This is a genomic window from Luteibacter sp. UNCMF366Tsu5.1, assembly GCF_900119235.1.
Taxonomy (GTDB): domain Bacteria; phylum Pseudomonadota; class Gammaproteobacteria; order Xanthomonadales; family Rhodanobacteraceae; genus Luteibacter; species Luteibacter flocculans.
In genome coordinates this window covers 90,315-114,438 of the sequence record NZ_FPIS01000004.1, presented here as the reverse complement: position 1 = coordinate 114,438, position 24,124 = coordinate 90,315, and the positions used below count along the sequence as shown (strand labels likewise).

Here is a 24,124-nt window from a genome sequence, read left to right as displayed (position 1 = left end):
GCGATGATCGATGACGCCCACCTCGCGCACGGCCTTGCCGGCGACCAACTGGAACCCGACTGGCCGCCGTTGACGGTGGACGAGGTCGTCACGGTGCTGGCGCGCCATCCATCGCTGGGCACGCTGCGCTCCATCGACTGGCGCAGCCCGAGGCCTCTTTCGGCTGCCGCGCTGGTGACCGCCACGGAGGGCCGCGCGTTCATCAAGCGACACCATCGCAGCGTGCGCGACGAACGCACGTTGGTCGAGGAACATCGTTTCTCCGATGCCGTGCGCGCCCGCGGGGTACCTGTGCCGCGCATCCTGCGCGGAGCGGACGGCGAGTCGGTGATCGGTACCGACCAGTGGGTCTACGAAGCTCAAGAGCCCGCGCGTGGTACGGACGTCTATCGCGAGGCGTACTCGTGGTCGCCGATCGGTGGCGAGCGCCATGCGCTCGAAGCCGGTGCCATGCTCGCGCGGCTGCACGACGCAGCGATCGCGTTCGATGCGCCGCAGCGGAGCACCGATATTCTCGTCGCGCGTGCGGAACTGCTTTCGTCGGATGATCCACTCGACGCGATCGCCGCGCAGTGGTCGATGCGGCCTGCGCTTGCGCAATACCTTGCCGATCGTGACTGGCGGCACGAGATCGACGCGGCCATTGCGCCGTGGCAGGCGCGTGCGGCGCAGGCATCGCGGGCGCAAGCGCCACTCTGGACACATGGCGACTGGCACGTCTCCAACCTGTATTGGAGCGGCGACGAGGACGATGCCACCATCACCGATGTGCTGGACTTCGGTCTTTCCGCCCGTACGTTCGCGCTGTTCGATCTCGCCACCGCCATCGAACGCAATGCGATCGCCTGGCTGGACATCGACAAAGGCCACATCGCGCGACACGATCTGGCACTCGCGCTGATTCGCGGCTATTGCGCGATCCGGCCGTTGACGCCGTCCGACCTCGTCGCGCTTGCCGATGTTCTCCCTCTGGTGCATCTGGATTTTGCGCTGTCCGAGGTGGAGTACTTCGAGGGCATAACGCGTCGCCGCGAACATGCCGACGTGGCCTACTACACCTTTCTGATCGGCCATGCCGGCTGGTTCGGCGGGGCCGAGGGGCAGGGGTTCCTCAAAGCGATCCGCGACGCCGGCCAATAATCGTGGTTCAATAGGCGTTCTAGAAGCGGGGGTGCCCGGCGAATGCCGGGCTGAGAGAGTCCCTTGGAACCTGACCCGGTTAGGACCGGCGTAGGGAGCTTGCAGGATCGCGCAGGGCCATGGGCTCGGCGCGGCCCGCCGTCGCTTCGTCCGTGGACCCATGAAGACGACGATGACTCCTTACCGTACTCCGCTCGCCCTGGCCCTTCTCTCGCTTGCCGCGTCCGCGCACGCGACCGATGACGATACGAAACCGCAGCAGGCACGCACGCTGCCGGCTGTGGACGTTCATGCGACCACCTCGAACAGCTACCGTGCCGCCGACTCCCAACTGGATACGTTCGGCAGCTTCGGTAGCGCACCGCTGCATGACACGCCCGCGGCCATCACCGTCATCACCCGCGCGCAGATCGACGACCGCCAGCCGCGGACCCTGAGCGAACTGGTCCGCGGCGACGCGGCCATCAACGACAACTACGCGCCGGTGGGCTACTACCAGGACGTTGCCGTCCGCGGTTTTCCGCTGGATCTCGCGACCGGCTTCCGCTTCAACGGCATGATCATGTCGGCGGAACAGCTGCTCGCTCTCGAAGGCAAGGAGCGCGTGGAAGTGCTGAAGGGCCTTGGCGGCCTGGAAGCGGGTGTCGTCGAGCCGGGCGGTCTGGTGAACTACGTGAGCAAGCGTCCGGCCGAGGTGCGCGAACTGACGGTCGGCACCGATTCGCACGGCTCCTCGTATGAGGCGCTCGATCTAGGCACATGGTTCTCGAAGTCGTTCGGCCTGCGTGTCAACGCTGCGAACGAGAAAACGCATTCGTCCGTCGAACACACCAACGGTCGACGCAGCTTCGTCTCGATCGCCGCGGACTGGAAGATCACCGACAAGGCGACGCTGCTGCTCGATACCGATTACCAGACCAGCGGGCAGCGTTCGGTGTCCGGTTATCAGCTACTCGGCGGCACCACCATTCCCTCGCATGCCAGCCGCACGCGTCTGCTCGGTTACCAGCCGTGGGCGCGCCCTGTCGGGATCCATTCGAGCAACAGCTCGCTGCGCTTCAACTACCGCTTCAGCGACAACTGGAATGCGCAACTCTCTGCGGGTCACAGCCATACCGTCATCGACGATAACGTGGCCTTCGCCTACGGCTGTTTCTATGCCGCGTCGTGCGCATCCGGCGCGACGCCCGGCTACTTCTTTTCTCCGAACGGCGACTACGACGTCTACGACTACCGCAGCCCGGACGACACGCGGCAGAACGACGAAGTGCGTGCCGTGCTCACCGGCAGCTTCGCCACGGGTTCGGTGGACCATGAACTCAACGTGGGCGCTACCGCGTTCCGCCGCACGGTCGATCAGCGCGCCGACGTGTACGACTACGTCGGTACCGCAAACATCAATGACCGCGTCGTACCCGTCTTCGATCCCTCGCCGAACGAGCCCGGCCCGTCGGTGCGTCGCCTGACGAGCTGGCAACGCACGTTGTTCGCCATCGACCGTATCCATCTCGGCGACACCTGGCAGGTACTTGCCGGTACGCGGTTCGTCCGTCTCGACGAGCGCGCCTACGACAGCAGCGGCGCCCTCGAACGGAAGACGCGGGACAGCATGTCGCTGCCGCAGGCCGCCGTGCTGTGGCAGCCGGTGTCTGCGCTGACCACATACGTGAGCTACGGCGAAGGGCTCTCGCTCGGGCGGGAAGCACCCTATTGGACCTCCAACGGTGGAACCACGCTGCCGCCGTTGCATTCGCGGCAGGTCGAGGCAGGCGTGAAGTACGCGGTCAGCGACCGTCTCGATCTCCAGGCCGCCGTCTACCGTATCCGTCAGCCGTATCAGTTCGCGCGTCCCAGCGACACACCGGAAGCCTTCACCTTCGTGCAGCAGGGCGAAGAGGTGCACACCGGGCTTGAGGTCAATCTTGCGGGACGTGTGACCGATAACCTGCGCCTCACCGCTAGCGCGAACTTCATTCGTGCCCGCGCAGAGAACACCGGTGCACCGACCTACGAAGACCACCAGGTCGTCAACGTGCCGCGCTGGCGCACGGCAGTCTATGCCGACTACAGCCTGCCGTTCGCACCGGGATGGGCTGTGCTCGGTGGTTGGCGTTACGCCAGTACGAACGTCGCGACGCCGGATGGTGCGACACGCGTGCCGGCGTATCACGTGTTCGATGCGGGCCTGCGTTTCGCCACGAGCCTGCGCGGCCACGCGATGACCTGGCGGCTCAGTGTGGACAACGTCTTCAATCACTTCTACTGGCGCGATACGGGCAGCTCGGGCGGCGACAGCTATCTCTTCCCTGGCATGCCGCGGCTCGCCCGCCTGTCGATGACCTATGCCTTTTGAACTGTCGCTCTTCGAGGTAGCCGCCGCGATCGTCAGCGCGGCGGCGGTGTGGCTGACCGCCCGGCGCAGCCCGTGGTCCTGGCCTGTGGGGCTGGTCTCGGTCATCGCGTACGCGTGGATCTTCATCGACGCCAAGCTGTACTCGGACACGCTGCTGCAGGTGATCTTCGCGGTGCTGATCCTCTACGGATGGCACCGCTGGCTACGCAACCTGGATAGCTGCGGCCACGTCAGAGTCGCTGCGCTGGACCCGAGGGACGCCGGTCGGCACCTCGCGATCGGCACGGCTGCCGCGCTGGCTCTCGGGTATGCGATGCATCGCTATACCGATGCATCGCTGCCCTGGCTGGATGCCGCACTGACAGCATTCAGTCTGGTCGCACAGTGGTGGCAGGCACGACGTCACGCGGCGGCATGGTGGTTGTGGATCGTCGTGGACGTGATCTACGTGGGCGAGTACGCGTACAAGTCGTTGCCGGTCACGGCCGCGCTGTACGCGGGCTTCGTGGTCCTCGCGGCGATGGGATGGCGGGCGTGGCGCGACGCGCAGGCCTCGCCCGCAAGCACTACCTAGAAATTCACCGCCCGCGGGCTGCGCCGATAGCCATGCAGGTATCGATAGCGGGATTTTTCAGAAATCTTCCATGTGCCGAAACGGCGAACTCGCGCATCATGCACGGGTCGCCGCAGGTTGGCATGGCTGGCTCAAGGATTTGAGCCCTGTGCACCAACCAGTGAACGGCAACGGCCGGGGCGTGGGACGCGCCCCGGCCGTTCTTCGTTTGTCGTCAGGGGCTTTTGGGCGACGTGCCCCAGTCCTCGGGACCGAACGACAGGTGCAACACGGCACGCGTGTCGTCCTCTAACGGCGGATGGTAGTCCAGCAACGTACAACCGCTGGCGCGTTGCCGCTTCGCTGCCAGTGTCATGGTCTTAGCCAGTTGGGCTGCGTAGGCCGGCGTGCCGGGCTTTCCGCCCCTGAGCAACACGCGATACCCGTCGCTGCTTGCCCCGTCCTTCAGGTCGGGCGGCGGCGTCTGTCCGGGTGGCACCATCACGAGATCCATGCGCCGACCGCAGGTGCCCACGCTCACGATATCGACGCCGCCGAGCAGGTTGGCGATGAAGCTGTCGGCATCGTCGGCGAGCGATTCCACCGCGTCCACCGTTGTGCTGAGGCGGATCTTCACGAAGTAAAGCTTGCGATAGAACAGGTACGCGCGCGACGCGAGCATGTCCTGCTGCGCATCGAACACGATCGGCAGAACACGGCCCTCGACGGTACGGCCACCCGGTAGCGTGGCCGTGTAGGCGCTTTCGTCGCCCCACCAGACGTTGCGATAGATCTGCTGGCGTTCGGCATAGGCGACCGATTCGCGAAAATCCTCGGCGGCGCGGCGAAGCATCGCGGCACTGTCACCTTCGCCTGCGGGATAAATGAACACATCGGCGATGATCCATTGCGCGTTGTCGATGCGGTAGCGCAGGGACACGCCAGCGGCGATATCGCCTTCGTCGGCGTAGTTCTTTACGCCAGCGAGGGTCGCGCCGGGCAGGCGCTTGGGCGCGACGATCCAGGTGTCGTCCACCACGCCGCGGTGCTCCGTCATGTCGGGCATGGCGCCCGGCGAGCCGTTGCCGACCTCCTGCGCCTGCGCAACCGTGCCTGCCCACAGGCCAAGCATGAGGGGAACCGCCTTCCACCGCCACATCGTCACAGCCCCTGAATCATCGAACGCGAACCCCGTGTCACGCACTATAGCCATCCATGCGATTCAACGGGAGCGCTTCGTTGCACGAAGGCGTCGGCGCAGAAAAGACAGGGTGGCTGCTTCCAATTTCCGCGGGTAACGCAAGCCCGTTTGAGGCACGCAGCGGTGCAGCTTGCCTTCCTGCCAACCGGCAAAGACCTCGGGGTGGATATACGACGCTCGGCATACCGCGGGCGTGTTTCCCAACACCGCGGCCACTTCCTTCACGGCGGCCGCCAAAAGTGACTTCGTTGCTCGCTCGCCGCCTTCTTCCGGCAGTGCCGTGGCAGCGAGTACCGCCACCGCATGCACCGTGCCGCCCCAGGTACGGAAGTCCTTCGCGGTGAACTCGCCGCCGGTGACCTCGCGCAGGTAATCGTTGACCATGCCGGAATCCACCGGCTGGGGCTGCCCGTCGTCGTCGATGTACTGGAACAGTCGCTGCCCCGGCAGTTCCTGCACGCGGCGCACGACCTTGACCAAGCGGCGATCGTCCAAAGCCACGTCGCGCCACATTCCGCTCTTGCCGCGAAAGTGGAAATGGATACGGCCCTTGCGCATGGCAACGTGCCGAGACCGCAGTGTCGTCAGGCCATAGGAGTTGTTCTGCTTGGCGTAGGCGTCGTTGCCGACGCGGATCATCGTTTCTTCCAGCAGGCTCACGACGAGGGCGAGGACTTTCTCGCGCGGCAGGCCGGGCAGGGCGAGATCCTTGCGCAAGCGTCGGCGCAGCCGGGGCAGCGCTTCGCCGAATTCCACGATGCGCTCGAACTTGCCCTGGTCGCGCTTCGCGCGCCAGCGCGCGTGATAACGGTACTGCTTGCGGCCACGGGCATCGCGTCCGGTGGCTTGCAGATGTCCGCGCTCGTTGGGGCAGATCCACACGCGCGAGTAGGCGGGCGGGATCGCCAGTGAACGGATGCGCTGCAACAGGTCCGGGTCGCTGACGGCGCGGCCGTCCGGATCGACATATCGGAACGATTGGCCGCGTTTGCAGCGGGTGATGCCGGGGTCGGTGTCGCACACGTACACGAGGCCCGCCGCTTTGGCGTGGGCTCGTTCCACACTTGCCACCACGAGGGCGTCGGCCGGAGGTTTCCTGGACATGCCGGCACTATGTTCTGTCGGCCGATCAAGGCCGGGTGAACGCTTCGTCAGCCGACGCGGCAGAACACCGCCTTGAGGTAACGGTTCTCGGGCACGTTGCTCGCGACCGGATGGTCGGCACCGGCGCCGGCCACGTGAAGCACCTGCATATCGCGACCGGCGTTCAGCGCCACGCGGCGGATCATCTCCAGGAAATCGTCTTCGCCGACCAGGCCCGTGCAGGAGCAGGTCAGCAGGATGCCGCCCGGCGCCAGGACGTCGAGCGCGGTGCGGTTCATGGCGAAGTACTTCTTCAGCGCGTTCACGACCTGGTTGCGGTCGCGGGTGAGCTTGGGCGGGTCGAGGACGATGGCATCCCAGCGATCGCCCCGGGCAATCGCGGCGCGCAGCCATTCGAAGACGTCACCTTGCTCGAATTGCGCGACGACGCCGTTCATGCGTGCGTTCTCACGCGCCACTTCCAGGATGGCGGCGTCCGCGTCCACACCCGTAGCTTCGAGGGCGCCGGCTTTCATCGCGTGCACGGCGAACCCGCCGGCATTGCAGCAGAGGTCGAGCACACGCCGGCCGCGTGCGAGTTCGGCGAAGCGCTGGCGGTTGTCGCGCTGGTCGGCGAAGAATCCGGTCTTGTGACCCAGGCCAGGAGCGGCGTGGAAGGCGAGCCCGTGTTCGTGAACGTCCACCGCGGCGGGCGCGTCGTTGGAGCGCACGTCGAAGGATTCCTGGCGCTGCACGTGCTGCTCCGCGAACCAGTACAGCGACGCACCCGGGAAATGGCGGAGCAGTTCGGCGTGGATCGTGTCGCGGAAGCGCCACATGCCTGCGGCGAAGTATTCGACCACGAGGTGATTCGCGTAACGGTCCACCACCAGGCCGGAGAGGCCGTCGCCTTCGCTGTGCACCACGCGCCACGCATCGCTCGCGGCGTCGAGGCGGAGCAGGTCGCGGCGGAGTTCCACGGCGCGGGTCAGTCGCGCGGCGATCCAGGCATCGTCGATGGCCTCGTCCTGACGCGTAGTCAGTAGGCGCAGTGCCACGCGAGCATGGCCGTTCCAGAAGCCACGGCCGACGAAGCGTCCCTTCGCATCCAGGACCTCCACGACGCTACCGGGCGGCAGCCGCTCGTCGGGCTTCACGACCTGGGCCGACCAGACCCAGGGGTGGCCCGGCACGCGGTCGGATTTCAGGCGGATGGTGGGGAGTGCGGGGATAGTCATCGGCGAATGATACCGGGGCTCAGCGACCGAAGCGCAGCACGAGCCACGACACCAGCGCGAGCAGGTTGATGCCGAGGTGCGCCGAGGACGGCCCGGCGATCGCGAGGAGCCAGCCATGCTCGGCGATGGCCCAGTCGAAACCCAAGCGCGGCGAACGCTGCAGGGTGAGCGACAGGTTGGCAAAGGCGCCGCTCGACAGCGCATAACTGAACACCGGCGTTGCAATCAACGGCGCCTGGAGGAACTGTGCCCAGATGGACATCGACGTACCGCGCCCGTCGTTGCTCGCGAGCAGGATGCCGGCTACGAGGATGAAACCGAACACCAGCACGCCCAGCACGGCCACGATCGCGTCGATACCGCTGAAATGACCGGCGAGCAAACGATCGAACTGATGCACGAGGCCGAACAGCCCGCCGGCGATCTCGAACACGGCAATGACGCGGGTGAAGAACGAATGCATGGAGTCTCCTGGTGAGGCTGGCGCGGCGGTGGATCAGAACAGGTCGTCGGCGATCTCGTGGAGATCGGCGATGTGTTGTTCCCACCAGCGCGCTTCGGCGGCGAACGGGAAGGCGGCGGGGAACGCGGGATCGTGCCAGCGCTCCGCGATCCAGCCGGCGTAATGTACCTGGCGCATCGCGCGCAGGGCGGGAATGAGGGCGAGTTCGCCGGGGTCGAAGTCGCGGAACTGGCCGTAGCCTTCGAGCAGCGCGTCCATCATCGGTTCGTCGCCTGCCAGCATCCAGAGATCCTGTACGGCGGGACCGGTGCGGGCGTCGTCCAGATCCACGAAATGCGGGCCGGCATCCGTCCACAGCACGTTGCCCGGATGGCAATCGCCATGCAGGCGGAGCTGGCGTACCGGTCCGACCGCCTCGAAGCGCTGCGCCACGGCATCGTCCACGCGGCCGGCGGCGTGGCGATAAGCGTCGAACAAGTGCGCCGGCAACAGATCCGAACCCAACGCCGCGCGCATGGGCGCCTGGATCATCGTCGCGCGGTCGAGCGTGGCGCGCGCTACGAAACGCTCGCGCGAACCTACGGCGTGAATGCGGGCGAGAAGGCGCCCCAGCCATTCGAGCTGATCGCGCGATTCCAGCGAGGGCGCGCGGCCGCCACGGCGCGGGTAGAGCGCGTAGCGATATCCCTCGTGGCGCAACAGCGTCTGTCCGTCGATGACGAGCGGTGCGACCATCGGCAATTCCACGGCCGCCAGTTCGAGCGCGAAAGCGTGCTCCTCCGCAATCGCAGCGTCGGACCACCGGCCAGGGCGATAGAACTTCGCCACCACGAAACCACCGTCTTCGAGACCGACCTGGAACACGCGATTCTCGTAGCTGTTCAGGGCCAGCAGGCGACCGTCGCTCCACGAGCCTGCTGCATCCACGGCGGCAAGCACGACATCGGGCGACAAGGCTGCGTAGGGCGCGGCAGCGCTCACGCGCGCAGGTTCCCCGGCGCGCCGCCCGGTGACGCAATCACGGCCATGGTCAGGCGGGAAAGACACACCAGCTTGCCGGTTTCCTCTTCGATGCGGATCTCCCACACCTGCGTCGTGCGACCGAGATGCAGCGCCTTGGCCGTGCCGGTCACGACACCTCCGCGCACGCCGCGGACATGGTTGGCGTTGATGTCGAGCCCCACGGCTACCTGCTTGTCAACGTCGAGCGTCAGCAGCGAGGCGGTGCTGCCCAGCGTTTCCGCCAGCACCACCGAGGCGCCCCCGTGGAGCAGGCCGAACGGCTGCTGCGTGCGGTGGTCGACGGGCATCGTGCCGCGCAGCCAGTCGTCGCCGATGCCGATGAAGTGGATGCCGAGCGTTTCCATCATCGTGCCGCGGCTCCAACCATTGATCCGGTCGAGGTCGGTGGGTTGCTTCCAGATCGCCATGCCGCGCCTTTCCTGTGGGACAAGCCGCCATTGTCCTACAATGGGCCGGTGCCCACCGTAACCCTGACAGCGTCCGGCAAGCGATTCGACGCAGCCGCCGACGAGACCGTGCTCGAAGCCGCCCAGCGTGCGGGCATCGCCCTGCCGTATTCATGCCGCGGCGGCGTCTGCGGCAGTTGCAAGGCCACGCTTGTAGAAGGCGAGTGCAGCTATCCGCGCAACCCGCCCGTCGCACTCTCGGCCTCGGCGCGCGCGCACCACGCCATCCTGCTTTGCCAGGCCGTGCCCTGCGGAGACATCGCCATCCAGGCGCGCGAGATCGCCTCGGTGGAAGACATCCCGCATCGCCGCGTGGAGACCGAAGTCGTGGAGCGCCGCGCCCTGGCGCCGGACGTCGTCGGTGTGTGGCTGCGGCCGTTGGCAGGGGATCGCCTGAACTGGCTCCCCGGGCAATACCTCGACGTGATCCTCGACGACGGCCGGCACCGGCCGTTCTCCATCGCCAGCGGCCCGCGGCCGGACGGCCGCATCGAGCTGCATGTGCGCCACGTGCCGGGTGGCGGCTTCACCTCATGGGTGTACGAGTCGCTGCACGTGGGCGATCGCCTGACCATCGAGGCGCCGCTGGGCACGTTCGTGCCGCGTGAAGATTCCGAGCGACCGATGCTCTTCGTTGCCGGAGGCACGGGCTTCGCCCCGGTCAAGGCGATCGTCGAGCACTTCATCGCCTTGGGCACCCGGCGTCCGATGCACGTGTACTGGGGTGCGCGAAACGTGGCCGACCTCTACCTCATCCACCTCGCGCGGCGCTGGACCGAAGAAAGCGCGTGGATCGACTTCGTACCGGTGCTGTCGGACCCCGAAGCCGCACGCGACAGCGGCCTGCGCGAAGGTCTGGTCCACGAGGCCGTGCTGGCGGACTATCCGGATCTGTCCGGATTCGATCTCTACATGAGCGGCCCCCCGGCGATGATCGCCGCGGGGCGCGAGCGCTTCGTCGCGGCGGGGTTGCCGGAGGATCGGCTCTACTTCGATTCGTTCGACGTGGCGCCCGACGTACTGGCCGCGATCCTGCGCGGCCGGGCCGGCATCCACGGCCTCTGAGTCGGCGTTACTTCTTGCCCTTCGCCACGGGCAACTGAGCGGTCTGCCAGGCGTAGGTGCCGCCATCGAGCACGAAGACCTTGGTGAAACCGGCCTTGATGAGGCGGTTGGCTGCCTTGCCGACGCCGCGGCCGTCCTTGTCGACCAGCACCACGGGCAGGTCCTTCGCCTTGGAGAGGTCTTTCTGCGTCTCCGGGTCGAACTGGCTCATCGCCACGTTCTTCGCACCCGGCACGTGCGCCTTCTCGTAATCCGCGCTGGCGGAGAGGTCGATGATGAGCGGCGTGTCGCGGTTGATGAGCTGGGTGAGGCCGGCCGGCGTGAGCGGCTTCCACTTGCGCAACAAACGGCCCACCTCGCCCGCGATCAGCGCGATGAGGATCACCACGAACGCCGCGACCAGCGCGGTGTGGTTGCTCGCGAAGGCGGGCAGCTTCTGCATGATGTCGTTCATCGGATCTTCCGCGTCCCAAAGGGATAAACGGCCAATTATATAGGCTTAGTGCGGCGAGAAGTCCGGCAGGCCGGTCATCAGGGTCCACTTGCCTTTCTCGCGGTCGTAGTGCCAGCGCTGACGGTCGATCACGCTGCGCTCGGCCTGCGTGTTGATGTTCACCACGTTGATCTGCACGATCTGGATCACGTCGTCCTCGCCGTCCGGCCGCGGGCCGCCGCCTTCGTCGTAGCCGGTCACGCGCAACTGCTGCAGGCGACCCTGTTCGACCGAGCTGATCGGGTGCTCCGCGAGGTAGTCCTTGTCGATGAAGGACTGGGCGCTGGTGAAGTCGCCCCAGCGGATGGCACCGGCGTAGTTCATCAGCGTCCGGTTGAGCGCCTCGTTGCGCTTGTCGGTGGCGCATCCCACGAGGGCGGCGAAGGCAAGAGCAAGGGCGGGCAGGGCGAGCGGGCGCATGGCGGCTCCTCTAGGGGTGTCGGGCGGCATTATGCCCGGCGTTTCGCGACGAAGCGCGCATCCAGGCTCGCCAGCGGCTTGCCGTCGGGGCCGGGCACGACGCAGGCGAAGTCGCCACGGGCCTTGCCGCGCGCGTCCAGCGTCGCGAAAAACGGTTGCCAGTCGGCGCCCGGGGCGAGCGTGGCCTCCGCGCGAAGATCGTCCCAGACCGGCGCGAGATAGCGCACGGTGGAATCGGCGACGAACACGTCGCAATCGTCGCCGCGCAGGCGCAGTCGCGCCTCCACCAGGGCCCAGCAAGCGAGCGTCATCAGGCTGGCGAGGCTGCCGCCGAACGCGCAGCCCTTGTCGTTGATGTTGGGCGACAGCGGCGCGGTCATGGTGAGGCGGTCGCCGTCGAAGTCGGCGATGCGCAGGTCCATGGCGCGGGCGAGGGGGATACCGTCGAGGATGAACCGCTCGAGGTCGGCCAGGGCGTGAATCGTGGTCATAAGCGGCGAAGTCTACGGGCGCGATACGCCCGTTCGCATCCGTATGGCTGTCCCAACCTTCGGCATTGGTGGCGGCGACGCGGGGTTCCTATGCTGCACCGTCACTCGCAGGATGCCTTGAAGTGTCTCGCTCCCTTCCCCTTCGTAACGTTTCGGTTGTCATCACCCGCCCCGCCGGCACCGCCGGGCCGCTGGCGCGGCGCGTCCGCAAGCTCGGCGGCATTCCGATCAGCGTGCCGGGTCTTTCGCTTCGCGCGACGGAGGACGCCTCGGCCGTGGGCGTCGCGCTGCGTCGCGCACTCGATGGCGACATCGTCATCTTCACCAGCCCCGCCGCCGTGCGCTTTGCCGCGGACGTCCTGCCGCTGGCGACCCGCGCCGCCGTGATCGCCGTCGGCCGGGGAACGGCCCGCGCCCTGCGCACGGCCAACGTTCCCGACGCGCACTTTCCGGAGTCGTCGCAGAACAGCGAGGGGGTGCTCGGCCTGCCGGAACTGGCGGATCTGCAGGGCAAGCGCGTGGCTCTCGTCGGGGCGCCGGGCGGGCGAGGGCTGCTGCGCGAGCAGCTTGCCCTGCGCGGCGCATCGCTCGAAGAGATTCATGTGTATCACCGCGTAGCCCCTCGGATCGACCGGCGCCACATCGATCCACTGCTCAAGCTGGGGCGGCGGTCGGCGGTGCTGATTTCCAGCGCCGAGGCACTCGAACACCTACGCCGCGCCTTGGTCGCTCCGGCCTGGCGCAAGCTCGTTCAGGCCGTGGCGGTGGTCAGCAGCGAGCGCTTGCGCGACATCGCCGTCGAGGCGGGGTTTCGGCGAGTGGCGGTGGCGACATCGGCCCTGCCGTCGGACCTGCTGAGGGCGGCTTCCGCGCTCTCGTTTACCTCGCGTTGACCGGCTTGCAACGCTAATACGCCATGCGTTCGCGTATGGCCTGTTAGCATGCCGCTCATGACGACCGAGACCCCAACGACCGATTCCGCTCCGGCGACGCCGGCCCCGGCCGCCGCGCCCACGCCCGCCAACCCGCAGCGCCCGCCGACGACTCGCCCTCCGCGAGGCCACGGTGGCGCCCTGGCGATCGCCATCCTGTTGTCGCTGGCCGCCCTGGGTGCGGCTGGATACACCGGCTGGACCGTCTGGAACATGCGCCAGGACCTCGGTGCGGCCAATGGCCTGCGCGGCCAGGTGGACACGCTGCAGGCCACCGTCAATGGCATGCGCGACGAGAACGCGAACCTGCGGCGCCGCCTCGGCGATGCCGACGCCGTGAATCGCTCGGTGCGCGAGGAAGTGCTCGGTGTGTCGGAGCGCGCGCGCAACCTCGAGGATGCCGTGGCGAACCTGTCGGAGCGCAGCCTGACCGGCCACGACGCGATGCTGCTCGACGAAGCCGAATCGCTGCTGCGGATGGGCAAGGAGCGCTTTGCCCTGTTCAACGACGCCAGTGGCGCACTCGCTGCCTATGAGCTTGCCGACAAGGCGCTGGCGGCGGTGAACGACAGTGCGTTTGCCGCCGTTCGTCAGGACGTGTCGGCCGAGCGCGAGGCCCTGGCGGCCGTCGCGCCGGCGGCCCGCGCCACCGATCTCGCCACGCTTGCCGACCTCCGCGCCCAGATCCCGGGCCTGCCGTTGAAGCGCGATGACGCGACGACCGAAGAAGCTGCTCAGCCGGGCTTCTGGCAGCGTGCCGGCGCCGCGCTCGGCAGCATCGTTCGGGTCAGCCACGACGACGGTACGCCGGGCGGCCTTGCCGACGCGCGGATCGCGCGGGAACTGGCTGCGCTCGATGTGGCGCAAGCCGAGGCGGCGGTGCTCGCCTACGACGACGAGGCGCGCGAGCGCGCTTTGAAACGTGTGGACGCATCGCTTGCTGCGCGTTTCGATACGTCGTCCTCCGACGTGCAGACCGCGCGTTCGCGCGTCGCCGCCTTGCTGGCGAGCCGGGCGAAGGGCGCCAAGCCTGCGCTTGGCGGCGCGCTGTCCGAACTGCGCAATCTGCGTTCCGTGCATGCCTTGCATAGCGGCACGGCCGCGGGCACACCGGCGTCCTCTGCGTCGCCGGCAGCCCCCGCGGCGGCGTCCAGCACCGGCGCGACGCCCGAGGCTCGTCCATGAAGCCGTGGCGTTGGATCGTCGGTCTCATCCTGGTCGCCGTGATCGCCGCGTTCGCGTGGCACTGGGTCGCGGAAGATCCGGGCTACGTGCTCATCCGGTTGCGCGGCACGAACGTGCAGATGACGGTGGTCACCGCCGTCGTGCTGCTGGTCGTGGCATGGGCCGCCATTACCGCCCTGGTCGCGCTCATCCGCTGGCCGTTCGGCGCCATGACGCGCCGTCACCGCCGGCAGAGCCGTCGTCGCCTTGCCGACGGGCTCGTTGCGCTCGTGGAAGGCCGTCTCGGCAGCGCCGAGCGTGACCTGCAACGCGCCGCCCGGTACCCGACGTTGCGTGGACCTGCGTTGCTCGCTGCCGCCGAGGCGGCTGAGCGACGCGAAGACACCGCGCGCGCACTGGAAACTCTTGACCAGGCAGCGCAGGAGACGCCGCACGCCGCGCGGATTCTTCGTGCCCGCCTGCTTCGCCGCACCGGTCGTGCCAGTGAAGCCGCTGCCCTGCTGGCGCCGGAAGCGGGAACCGGGTCGCTCACACCGGCAGGCTGGCTGGAATTCGCGGAGGCCTCGCTGGCCTCGAACGATCCGCGCAGTGCCTTGCGTGCGCTCGAACCGCTGCAGAAGAGTGGCGAACTGGGTGCGCGCGTCTATGCCGACATCGAATCCCGTGTCGTCACGGCGTACGTGAGCAGCGCTCCCGATGGCGCGTCGCTCGCCACGTTGTGGTCGCAGTTGCCTAAAGGTCAACGCCGCCTTTCGGTCGCCATCGACGCGTACGCCCGGCAGGCCGCGCGTTACGGGCAGACCATGGCCGCGATGGACGAAATCGAATCCGCGCTGCGTCGCGAGTGGTCCCCGCCGCTCGTCGCCACCTACGGAAGCATGGGGGTGGAAGACATCGACCAGCGCCTGCGTCGTGCGGAAGCCTGGCTCGACACGCATCCCAACGATCCGGTGCTGCTTACCGCCGTCGCCCGCATGTGCGTGCGCGTGAAGCTATGGGGCAAGGCTCGCCCGTATCTGGAACGTGCGCTGGCGATTGCGCCGATGGCCGATGCATGGGAAGCGCTTGGCGACGTCAACGCCGCCGAAGGCCATCTGGAACTTGCTCAGCGCTGCTATCGCAACGCACTGAGCGTCGCCAACGGCAACGCCGCCGAGCCCCTGCCGGAAGAGCTGCGCAGCCGTCGCATCGATACCCGCGTTACTGCGGTGGAAGAACGCGACCAGCACGGCGTGCCGCGCCTCTCGCCTTAGCGATGGCTCAGGGCGTCCCGGCCGCTGTCGGCGCGTGCCAGTGGCCTCGCCGGGCGCACGCGTTGGCGCGGCTCTTGAGCAGGCCGATCTCGTCGTCGGATTTGGCGGCGAAGGCATCCGGTCGATCCAGTGCGGCATAGAGCTCCGCGCACTGGCGCGGCGTATCCGGCAGAGGTGCCGATGTCGGCAACGCCAGCGAGTAGCCGGAGGAGTGGAGGTTGCCGATGAGGTGCACGATGCCGACGAAGAGAGCGAGCAGGAAGAACGCGACCGCGCGGGACGAACGCCGGCTGTTGGCCTTCTCTCTCGCCGCCGCGAGATGGGCGGGCAGGTAGGCCTGCTCCGTCGGCGCCAGCTTTTCGTACATGTCGCGCGTGGCGGTGGGTTGGGCCTCGTATGCGGTACGCCACGCCTGCAGCGTTTCGCCCGAGACGTGCAGGCTCAGCCAGCCGGGAAAACGTTCGTTGAGCTTGCGGATCTCGGGCCAGTGCCGGACGAGCGAGGTGTCCATGTGTGCCTCGGCGCGTTCGAACAGGGCCAGCCATTCGCGCCGCCTGTCCTCCGCCAGGCTCAACCAGGCTTCGCGCTGCGCCATCACCACCTCGATCCACTGGCCGCGTTGACCCAGCGAGGCGAGACGCCCAACCTCGTGCCAATGAAACTGCTGCTCCGCCGCGGCGAACACGGCAGCGCGGTGGCCGATGCGCTGCAGACCGATCAGGTCGATCAGGTACTCCTCGAATACGCCCGGCGCGTCGATGTATTGCGTGCGTAGCTCCGCGAGCACCTCGCCAAGCAGATGCGGAATGGTTTCCGGCCGACGTGCGCCGACGTCCGCCGCGAAACGCCACGCCAGCGTGACCGTCGGGTCCACACGTGGCGGCGGCGTTTCCTCGCCTGTCGGTGCCGCCGTTTCGAGGTCGGCTTCCGCTGCCTTTTCCTCCACCGCCTCGCTCGGTGGGGCTGGCGTATCCACCTCGGCCGCCGTCTCGGTGACCTGCTCCGACTCGCAGGCACGACGCGCGGCCTCGTAGGCGTCACGCAGCTGTGCAAACGCCTCGGGATCGACGGCCGGATCGATCCGGCGCAACGCCGTGGCGTACGCGCGACGCACCGCGACGAGATCCGCGTGCTCCGGAAGGCCGAGCGCTTCGAAGGGCGAGGTCATGCTCATTCCACCGGTGTCGGGGTGAAGCGGTAGTCGCGCTCGATGGTGTCCAGCGTCTCACGGAAGGCCGCGGCGTCGCGCGCGATGCGGCGGGGATCCTGCGTGGCGAGTACCTGCTCGAAGCGCAGGATGAATTCGCCCAATTGATCGCGCACGCCGCCGAGCAACTGCTCGTAGAGGCGCTCGGCGCGCGCCAGCAGCGTGCGGTTTTCCAATGTGTCGCGCGGATGGATCTTCAAGGCAGAAAGCGCCGCGAGGCGGCGCGCAATCTCTTCGGGCGACATGTGCGCCTCGCCGCTCTCGATGACCAACTGACGCCTGACGCCGGTAGCGACCACCGTCACTTCCACTTCGAGCAGACCGTTGACGTCGTAGGTGAAGCGCACATCCACGCCTTCCGCATGGCCAGGACCAGGTTCCAGCGGCAGCAGGATCTCGCCAAGGGCGACGTTGTCGCGCACCAGGCGAGATTCGCCCTGGTAGACGCCGATGCGGATCTGCTTCTGTTGCGGCGACACGGGCGAGAAGCGTTGTACCCGGCTGATCGGCACCACCGAATTGCGTTCGATCACCGGCGCGAAGAAACCGGCTGCCTGCGTGCCGTTATCCAGCAATCGCACGACCTCGGTGCCCAACGTGTATGGGCACACGTCGGTCATCACCATTTCTTCGAGGGCCTTATCCTTCATCTTGAGGCCGGCCTGGACGGCGGCGCCCAGGGCGACCACCTGGTCCGGGTCGTGGCCCACCGCGGGAAAGCGCCCGAACATGCGTGTCGCCAGCGCACGGATGATTGGCATGCGCGTCGCGCCGCCGGCCAGCACGACGTTGTCGAGATCGGCGGCGCGGATGCGGGCATCGCGCAGCGCGCGTTCGATGGGGCGCCACAAGCGATTGAGCAGTGGCTGTGCGAGCTTCTCCAGCGCGGCTTGGTCCAGAGACACCGTGGCAGTGTGCTTGCCGTAGCTGGTCTCGAAGCTGGCCGACCCGTTGGCGCCTATGTCGCGTTTGGCCGTTTCAGCGCGCGCCAGAAGCCGCTGCATGAACAGCGCGTCGTTGCGGGCCTCGTCCGGTATGCCGTTGGCGAAAGCGAGGTCCGCGATCAGACTGGTGAAGTCCTCGCCGCCGAGCATGTTGTCGCCCGCGCTGGCGCGCACTTCCATCACGCCCTCGAACATCTCGAGGATCGACACGTCGAAGGTGCCTCCGCCCAGATCGAACACCAGGAACTGGGTCTCACGCTCCGCCTCGTGCAGGCCGTAGGCCAGCGCCGCCGCGGTAGGCTCGTTGAGCAAGCGCTCCACGGCGAGGCCGGCGAGTTCGCCAGCGACGCGTGTCGCCTTGCGCTGCGCATCCGAGAAATACGCGGGCACGGTGATGATGGCCTCCGTGACCGGCGCACCCAGAAAGGCTTCTGCATCCGCCTTGAGTGAACGAAGCACCAGCGCCGAGAGTTCTTCGGGGCGAAAGTCGCGATCGCCCAGACGCACGGTGCGCGTGCTGCCCATGTAGCGCTTGAACAAGGCCGTGGTGCGATCGGGATGGGTCTGCAGACGCTCGCGCGCAGCGTGTCCCACGAGGATGCTGCCATCCTCGTCGACGCCCACGCACGAGGGCGTCAGCATGCCGCCCAAGGCGTTCGGAATCAGGCGCGGCGCGCCGTCGATCCACGCCGCGACGAGGCTATGGGTGGTGCCAAGGTCGATGCCAACGATCATGCGTTCCGTTCCTTGCATGCACGCGCCACGCTGTCCCTTGCCGTGCGAACCGGCCCGCCTCGGGGCGAGGCGGGCTGGCCGACGTTGGAGCCCCTACAACGCGGTCAGATTGGCGTAAGCGTAAACCAACCACTTGCTCCCGGCATCCTCGAAGTTCACCTGCACGCGCATGTGCGCTCCCGCGCCCTCCGCGCTGACGATGGTGCCTTCGCCGAAAGTGGGATGACTGACCCGCTGGCCCAGGCGTATCGGGGACGATTCCAGCGCTGGCGCGGCGGCGAAGCGGTCGGCGTAGGCGGGGCGTGAGACCTGCACCCGGGGACGCAGCTCGTCGATCAGCTCGGGCGGGATCTCGCCCAGAAACCGCGATGGCCGGGCCAGCATCTCCGTGCCGTGCATGCGGCGCGACTCCGCATGCGAGAGGTAAAGCCGTTCGCGGGCTCGGGTAATGCCGACATAGGCCAGGCGCCGTTCCTCTTCCAGGCGGTTCTCTTCCTCGGTGGAGCGCTGGCTCGGGAACAGCCCCTCCTCCATGCCGACGAGGAACACCACCGGGAACTCGAGGCCCTTCGCGGAGTGCAGGGTCATCAACTGGACGCAGTCGTCCCAGGCTTCGCCCTGACCTTCGCCTGCCTCGAGCGCCGCATGCGAAAGGAAGGCCGAAAGCTCGTTGAGCCCGGCGTCCACGTCCTCGGGCGTCATCTCGAAGCGGCTGGCGACGTTGACCAACTCGTCCAGGTTCTCGACGCGTGCTTCGCCGTTGCCGCGCTTGTCGTTCTCGTAGAAGTCGCGCAAGCCGGTATGAATGATCGCGTGCTCGATCTGCTCGGCGAGGTCGAGTGCCGTCGGCGTTTCGTCGGTGCTGTCTTCCGCGCGTCCGGCGAAGGTGCGGGCCAGTTCGTCGATGAGGGCGACGAACGCCTTCACCGCATTCTTGGCGCGTCCGGCCAGCGAACCGATCGATACCTCGGTGAGGGACGCCTCCCACATGGAGCTGCTGTCGGCACGTGCGCGACGGCGCAGTTCGTCCAGCGTGCGATCGCCGATGCCACGCGGCGGGGTGTTCACCGCGCGCTCGAACGCGGCATCGTCGTGACGGTTGGAGGCAAGGCGCAGATAGGCGAGGGCATCCTTGATTTCCGCACGCTCGAAGAAGCGCAAGCCACCGTACACACGGTACGGCAGATCGCGCTGGATCAACTGCTCCTCGAAGTTGCGCGACTGTGCGTTCGAGCGATAGAGGATGGCGCAGTCGCGCGCGTTGCCGTGCTCCGCGATGTATTCGCGAATACGCTCGATCACGAAACGCGCTTCATCCTGCTCGTTGTACGCGGCATACAGGGCAATGCGCTCGCCCTCACCGCCGTCCGTCCACAACTGCTTGCCGAGCCGGCCGCCGTTGCGCGCGATCACGGCATTGGCGGCCTTGAGGATCGTCGAGGTCGAACGGTAATTCTGTTCGAGGCGAATCGTCTTCGCACCCGGGAAATCGCGCAGGAACTGCTGCACGTTTTCCACCTTGGCACCGCGCCAGCCGTAGATCGCCTGATCGTCGTCGCCGACGACGAACGCTTGGCCCGTGGTGCCGGCCAGCACGCGTATCCACGCGTACTGCAGCGTGTTCGTGTCCTGGAATTCGTCGATCAGCAGATAGCGCCAGCGCTCCTGGTAATGCTTGAGGACTTGCGGATCTTTCAGCCACAACTCGTGCGCGCGCAGCAGCAGTTCGGCGAAATCGACCAGGCCCGCGCGCTGGCATTGCTGCTCATAGGTCTTGTAGATCTCGATGAAGGTGCGCGTCACCGGATGATCGCGATGCTCGATCGAATCCGGACGCTTGCCTTCGTCCTTCCAGTTGTTGATCTGCCACGCGGCCTGGCGCGGCGGGAAGCGCGCCTCGTCCAGCCCCATGCCCGCGATGACCCGCTTGATGAGCCGCTGCTGGTCGTCGGAATCGAGGATCTGGAAGCCCTCCACGAGCCCCGCCTCGCGCCAGTGCCGACGCAGCAGGCGGTGGGCAATGCCGTGGAACGTGCCCACTGTCAGCCCCTGGGTGCCCCCGGGAATGACGCTGTCCAGTCGCGCACGCATCTCACCCGCCGCCTTGTTGGTGAAGGTGACGGCGAGAATCGCCCAAGGCGGCACGCGCTCGACCTGGGTCAACCAGCCGATGCGATTGGTCAGTACACGGGTCTTGCCGGAGCCCGCGCCAGCCAGGATCAGATAATGCCCGGGCGGGGCGCTGACGGCCTCGCGTTGGGCGTCATTGAGGGAATCGAGCAGGTGGGAAACATCCATCGGCCCATTGTAGCGGCGACGATGGGCAGCCGCTGAGACGCCTGCTCACAAACGTCATTGCACCGCATGCAGGCGGGAGCCCGGGGGCCCCGCCTGCGGTGTCGCACTCAGCGCTTCTGCGCGATACCCGCGACGGCAACGATGCCGCCGATCACGATGCCCGCGATGCCTACCCACTGGGGAATGGACTTGTCGTGGGTGGCCTGGATCTTGGCCGAACCGATCGACGCGACCGTGTCTGTCTTCTGATAGCTGCCGTTACCGAGCGTTACCCAGAGGCCGAGACCGATCAGGATGACGCCGACGATGATGAGACCTGCGCGCATTGCGATTCCTCCCTCGGTCGATGTGGCGCAGAGAATGCGGTCGAGACCGTGCAGATTTCGTGTGCGTCGCTCTTGGGGGATTGCCCTCGCGGCGAGGAGAACTTGCCGGTGGGAGCCAGCCTGCTGGCGATGGGGCACTCGCCTCGCTGCCACACCGCTTCGTTGGCTTTTCGCCAGCAGGCTGGCTCCCACCTTTGCTCTGTAGGCTTCTCGCCGCCATGGCGGCTCCCACAAGGCCGCCCCAATAGACAAAAAAACCCCGAGAGCCAGGGGAAGCTCTCGGGGCCGGGGGAAGACCCGATCCAGGGGAAGATCGGGCCATCCACAGGGTGACTCCAGGGAGGTGGAGTCCACCGATGGGACGCCGTTGCGTGCGTCCGAGGATATAGACGTCCGGATGCGTCGAAAGTTGCAAAGTCGGCACGAAAAAAAGTCAGCCGGTATTCATGGGCAGATTTTTCAGCAGCTTGCGTTCGTCGCGTGTCGTTTGGCTAACGGAAATATTACAGAATCGATCAGTGCGCCTCGTCCCAGTTGGCGCCCACGCCGATATCGACCTGCAACGGAACGCTGAGTTGAGCGGCGCCGGTCATGTGTTCCTCGATGCCGGCACGGATGGCATCGACGGCGTCCTCGCGAACCTCGAAGACCAGTTCGTCGTGCACCTGCATCAGCAGGCGCACGTCGTCGCGAGGCTCGATCCACGCGGCGACGGCGATCATCGCGCGCTTGATGATGTCGGCCGCGGTGCCCTGCATGGGCGCGTTGATAGCCGCGCGCTCGGCGCCGGCCCGGAAGGCTTGATTGCGCGACTTGAGGTTCTCCAGGTACAGACGACGGCCGAACAGCGTCTGCACGAAGCCGTCTCGGTGGGCCTGCTCGCGCGTGGCATCCATGAAGGCACGCACGCCCGGATAGCGCGAAAAATACCGGCCCATGTAATCCGACGCTTCGCCACGGTCCACGCCGAGCTGGCGCGCGAGGCCGAAGGCACTCATGCCATACATGAGGCCGAAGTTGATCGCCTTCGCCGCACGGCGCTGGTTCGCCGTCACTTCGTCTGGCGTGACGCCGAATACCTCGGCGGCCGTGGCGCGATGCACGTCGCCGCCTTCGCGAAACGCCCGCACCAGACCCTCGTCGTTGGACAGATGGGCCATGATCCGCAGTTCGATCTGCGAATAGTCGGCGGCGACGATGCGCCAGCCCTCTGGCGCGATGAAGGCCTGGCGGATGCGGCGACCTTCCTCCGTGCGTACGGGAATGTTCTGCAGGTTCGGGTCCGATGAACTGATGCGCCCGGTCGCAACGGCGCCCTGGTGATAGCTGGTATGCACGCGGCCCGTGCGCGGATTCACGATGCCCGCGAGCTTGTCGGTATACGTGGAACGCAGCTTCGCGAGACCACGGTATTCCAGGATCAGGCGCGGCAATTCATGCGTGTCCGCGATGGCTTCCAGTGCTTCCTCGTTCGTGGATGGCTGCCCCGTGGGCGTCTTGATCTTCGCGGCAAGCCCGAGTTCGTCGAACAGCACGGCCTGCAACTGCTTCGGCGAGTCCATGTTGAAGTCGTGACCGGCCGAGGCATAAGCCTGTTTCTGCAGCTCGACCATGCGCTTGCCGAGTTGCTGGCTCTGCAGACGCAGTACGTTGGCGTCGATGAGGACACCGGTGCGCTCCATCTTCGCCAGCACGGGCACCAGCGGAATCTCGATGTCGGCGTACACGTTACGCAGCGATGGCTCCGCTTCGAGCTTCGGCCACAGCGCCTCGTGCAGGCGCAGCGTGATGTCCGCATCTTCGGCGGCGTATCGGCAGGCCGTGTCGCAGTCCACCTGCGAGAAGGGAATCTGCTTCGCGCCCTTGCCGGCGACCTGTTCGTACTTGATCGTCGTGTAGCCGAGGTAGCGCGATGCGAGCGAATCCATGTCGTGACGCGTGGCGGTGGCGTTGAATACGTAGGATTCCAGCATCGTGTCGTGCGCAAGGCCGCGCAGCGCAATGCCGTAGTGGGACAGCACGTTGATGTCGTACTTGCCGTGCTGACCGACCTTCGGTCGCGTCGGGTCTTCGAGGATGGGTTTCAGCGCGCCGAGTACGTGCTCTTTCGGCAACTGCGCCGGCGCGCCTGGGTAATCGTGCGCCAGCGGAATGTACGCTGCCTTGCCCGCCTCGACGGCGAGCGAGATGCCGACGATGTCTGCCTGCATGGCGTCGATACTGGTCGTCTCCGTGTCGAAGGCGATGAGCGGCGCCGTTTCCAGCTTCTCCAGCCAAGCGGCGAGGCGATCTTCGGTGACGACCATCTCGTACTCGCCTTCCAGCGCCACGGGCAATGGCGCGGTCGGCTCGGCGACGGCCGCCACGACGGCGGGCGACGACGGCGCGGGTTGAGCCGCGTCGAGATCCTTCAACGCCGCCTTGAAGTCGTAGCGGACGTACAGCTCGCGTAAGGCTTCGACATCGCGCTCGCGCATGTGCAGATCGGCAGGACCGTGCTCCAGCGGCACGTCCGTGCGGATGGTGACCAGCTCACGCGACAGCGGCAGCCGCGGCATGGCGGCGCGGAGGTTCTCGCCGATCTTGCCGCCAATCTTGTCGGCATTCGCAAAGATCGCGTCGAGGTTGCCGTATTCGGCAAGCCATTTCGCGGCGGTCTTGGGGCCGCACTTTTCCACGCCCGGCACGTTGTCGATGCTGTCACCCACGAGGGTGAGGTAATCGACGATCTGCTCCGGACGCACGCCGAACTTCTCGATGACGCCGTCGATGTCCAGCGTGGTGTTGGTCATTGTGTTGATGAGCACGATGTGCGCGCTGACCAACTGGGCGAAGTCCTTGTCGCCGGTAGAGATGATGGTGTCGATGCCCTGATCCGCGGCCTGAAGAGCCAGCGTGCCGATCACGTCATCGGCTTCCACGCCCGGTACGCAGATGATGGGAAAGCCCAGTGCGCCCACGATCTTCATCATGGGCTCGATCTGTGCGCGGAGGTCGTCCGGCATGGCGGCGCGGTTGGCCTTGTATTCCGGGTAGAGATCGTCGCGGAAAGTGCGGCCCGGTGCGTCGCAGACGAAAGCCACGTAATCGGAACCGGCCTTCATCGTCGTGCGCAGCATGTTGACGATGCCGAACAGCGCGCCCGTGGGCTCGCCAAAGGTATTGGTCAGGGGAGGCAGCGCGTGGAACGCGCGATACAGGTACGACGACCCGTCGATGAGCGTGAGCGTAGGCATCCCCGGATTCTCTCACGGTCGTACGTGGATCGTCGGTTC

The 24,124-nt window shown here is 66.8% G+C and carries 21 protein-coding genes and 1 riboswitch; of the genes, 7 read left to right on the top strand and 14 right to left on the bottom strand.

Going from position 1 to position 24,124, the window contains the following annotated elements; genetic code table 11:
- The first annotated feature begins 3 nt into the window (after positions 1 to 3).
- From BT115_RS16785 to pnuC, 3 genes are all read left to right on the top strand, one after another.
- On the top strand, positions 4 to 1,140 hold the full coding sequence (locus BT115_RS16785; protein WP_072323791.1) for a phosphotransferase enzyme family protein: 1,137 nt from the start codon (positions 4 to 6) through the stop codon (positions 1,138 to 1,140).
- A 17-nt stretch (positions 1,141 to 1,157) separates the two neighbouring features.
- Positions 1,158 to 1,254, top strand: a riboswitch (TPP riboswitch).
- Positions 1,255 to 1,312: 58 nt separating this feature from the next.
- Complete coding sequence (locus tag BT115_RS16780) at positions 1,313 to 3,493, top strand: TonB-dependent siderophore receptor (protein WP_143144612.1); 2,181 nt, start codon at positions 1,313 to 1,315, stop codon at positions 3,491 to 3,493.
- Position 3,494: 1 nt separating this feature from the next.
- Positions 3,495 to 4,067, top strand: coding sequence for a nicotinamide riboside transporter PnuC (gene pnuC / locus BT115_RS16775; RefSeq protein ID WP_072324019.1), 573 nt, complete (start codon positions 3,495 to 3,497; stop codon positions 4,065 to 4,067).
- A gap of 214 nt (positions 4,068 to 4,281) precedes the next feature.
- Here the strand turns inward: pnuC and BT115_RS16770 are convergent, their stop codons facing one another.
- From BT115_RS16770 to BT115_RS16745, 6 genes are all read right to left on the bottom strand, one after another.
- Positions 4,282 to 5,178 carry a hypothetical protein gene (locus tag BT115_RS16770; RefSeq protein ID WP_072323789.1) on the bottom strand — a complete coding sequence of 299 codons (897 nt, stop codon included), beginning with the start codon at positions 5,176 to 5,178 and terminating at the stop codon, positions 4,282 to 4,284.
- Between the two features lie 90 nt (positions 5,179 to 5,268).
- Complete coding sequence (locus BT115_RS16765) at positions 5,269 to 6,351, bottom strand: DNA topoisomerase IB (RefSeq protein ID WP_072323788.1); 1,083 nt, start codon at positions 6,349 to 6,351, stop codon at positions 5,269 to 5,271.
- A 47-nt stretch (positions 6,352 to 6,398) separates the two neighbouring features.
- Positions 6,399 to 7,568 (bottom strand): class I SAM-dependent rRNA methyltransferase, encoded by a 1,170-nt coding sequence (locus tag BT115_RS16760; RefSeq protein ID WP_072323787.1) that lies wholly within the window; start codon positions 7,566 to 7,568, stop codon positions 6,399 to 6,401.
- A 19-nt stretch (positions 7,569 to 7,587) separates the two neighbouring features.
- Complete coding sequence (locus BT115_RS16755; RefSeq protein ID WP_072323786.1) at positions 7,588 to 8,031, bottom strand: hypothetical protein; 444 nt, start codon at positions 8,029 to 8,031, stop codon at positions 7,588 to 7,590.
- A 33-nt stretch (positions 8,032 to 8,064) separates the two neighbouring features.
- Entirely contained in the window at positions 8,065 to 9,012 is a 948-nt protein-coding gene (locus BT115_RS16750; protein WP_072323785.1) for a serine/threonine protein kinase, read from the bottom strand.
- Entirely contained in the window at positions 9,009 to 9,461 is a 453-nt protein-coding gene (locus tag BT115_RS16745) for a hotdog fold thioesterase (protein WP_072323784.1), read from the bottom strand. Before BT115_RS16745 ends, BT115_RS16750 begins: the two co-directional genes overlap by 4 nt.
- Positions 9,462 to 9,509: 48 nt before the next feature.
- Between BT115_RS16745 and BT115_RS16740 the strand changes: the two genes are divergently transcribed.
- Complete coding sequence (locus BT115_RS16740) at positions 9,510 to 10,565, top strand: 2Fe-2S iron-sulfur cluster-binding protein (RefSeq protein ID WP_072324018.1); 1,056 nt, start codon at positions 9,510 to 9,512, stop codon at positions 10,563 to 10,565.
- A 7-nt stretch (positions 10,566 to 10,572) separates the two neighbouring features.
- Here BT115_RS16740 and BT115_RS16735 read toward each other — a convergent pair whose 3' ends face one another.
- Genes BT115_RS16735 through BT115_RS16725 form a run of 3 tightly spaced genes read right to left on the bottom strand, consistent with a single transcriptional unit; the run spans position 10,573 to position 11,969 of the window.
- On the bottom strand, positions 10,573 to 11,019 hold the full coding sequence (locus tag BT115_RS16735; protein WP_072323783.1) for a rhodanese-like domain-containing protein: 447 nt from the start codon (positions 11,017 to 11,019) through the stop codon (positions 10,573 to 10,575).
- 45 nt (positions 11,020 to 11,064) lie between these two features.
- On the bottom strand, positions 11,065 to 11,478 hold the full coding sequence (locus tag BT115_RS16730) for a hypothetical protein (protein ID WP_072323782.1): 414 nt from the start codon (positions 11,476 to 11,478) through the stop codon (positions 11,065 to 11,067).
- A gap of 29 nt (positions 11,479 to 11,507) precedes the next feature.
- Entirely contained in the window at positions 11,508 to 11,969 is a 462-nt protein-coding gene (locus BT115_RS16725) for a YiiD C-terminal domain-containing protein (RefSeq protein WP_072323781.1), read from the bottom strand.
- A gap of 122 nt (positions 11,970 to 12,091) precedes the next feature.
- Between BT115_RS16725 and BT115_RS16720 the strand changes: the two genes are divergently transcribed.
- The 3 genes from BT115_RS16720 to BT115_RS16710 are packed head-to-tail and all read left to right on the top strand — an operon-like array spanning position 12,092 to position 15,339.
- Complete coding sequence (locus BT115_RS16720) at positions 12,092 to 12,862, top strand: uroporphyrinogen-III synthase (protein ID WP_072323780.1); 771 nt, start codon at positions 12,092 to 12,094, stop codon at positions 12,860 to 12,862.
- 57 nt (positions 12,863 to 12,919) lie between these two features.
- On the top strand, positions 12,920 to 14,086 hold the full coding sequence (locus tag BT115_RS16715) for a uroporphyrinogen-III C-methyltransferase (RefSeq protein WP_083527563.1): 1,167 nt from the start codon (positions 12,920 to 12,922) through the stop codon (positions 14,084 to 14,086).
- Positions 14,083 to 15,339 (top strand): heme biosynthesis protein HemY, encoded by a 1,257-nt coding sequence (locus tag BT115_RS16710; RefSeq protein WP_072323779.1) that lies wholly within the window; start codon positions 14,083 to 14,085, stop codon positions 15,337 to 15,339. Before BT115_RS16715 ends, BT115_RS16710 begins: the two co-directional genes overlap by 4 nt.
- Before the next feature lie 7 nt (positions 15,340 to 15,346).
- Here BT115_RS16710 and BT115_RS16705 read toward each other — a convergent pair whose 3' ends face one another.
- From BT115_RS16705 to polA, 5 genes are all read right to left on the bottom strand, one after another.
- On the bottom strand, positions 15,347 to 16,507 hold the full coding sequence (locus BT115_RS16705; RefSeq protein ID WP_072323778.1) for a hypothetical protein: 1,161 nt from the start codon (positions 16,505 to 16,507) through the stop codon (positions 15,347 to 15,349).
- Positions 16,508 to 16,509: 2 nt separating this feature from the next.
- Positions 16,510 to 18,225: a molecular chaperone HscC gene (locus tag BT115_RS16700; protein WP_072323777.1), complete on the bottom strand. Its 1,716-nt coding sequence runs from the start codon at positions 18,223 to 18,225 to the stop codon at positions 16,510 to 16,512.
- Between the two features lie 93 nt (positions 18,226 to 18,318).
- Entirely contained in the window at positions 18,319 to 20,523 is a 2,205-nt protein-coding gene (uvrD, locus tag BT115_RS16695) for a DNA helicase II (protein WP_072323776.1), read from the bottom strand.
- Positions 20,524 to 20,630: 107 nt separating this feature from the next.
- The gene (locus BT115_RS16690; RefSeq protein WP_072323775.1) at positions 20,631 to 20,849 is read right to left on the bottom strand and encodes a hypothetical protein; all 219 of its coding nucleotides are present in this window, start codon (positions 20,847 to 20,849) and stop codon (positions 20,631 to 20,633) included.
- A gap of 515 nt (positions 20,850 to 21,364) precedes the next feature.
- Complete coding sequence (gene polA, locus BT115_RS16685; RefSeq protein WP_072323774.1) at positions 21,365 to 24,085, bottom strand: DNA polymerase I; 2,721 nt, start codon at positions 24,083 to 24,085, stop codon at positions 21,365 to 21,367.
- Positions 24,086 to 24,124 lie beyond the last annotated feature (39 nt).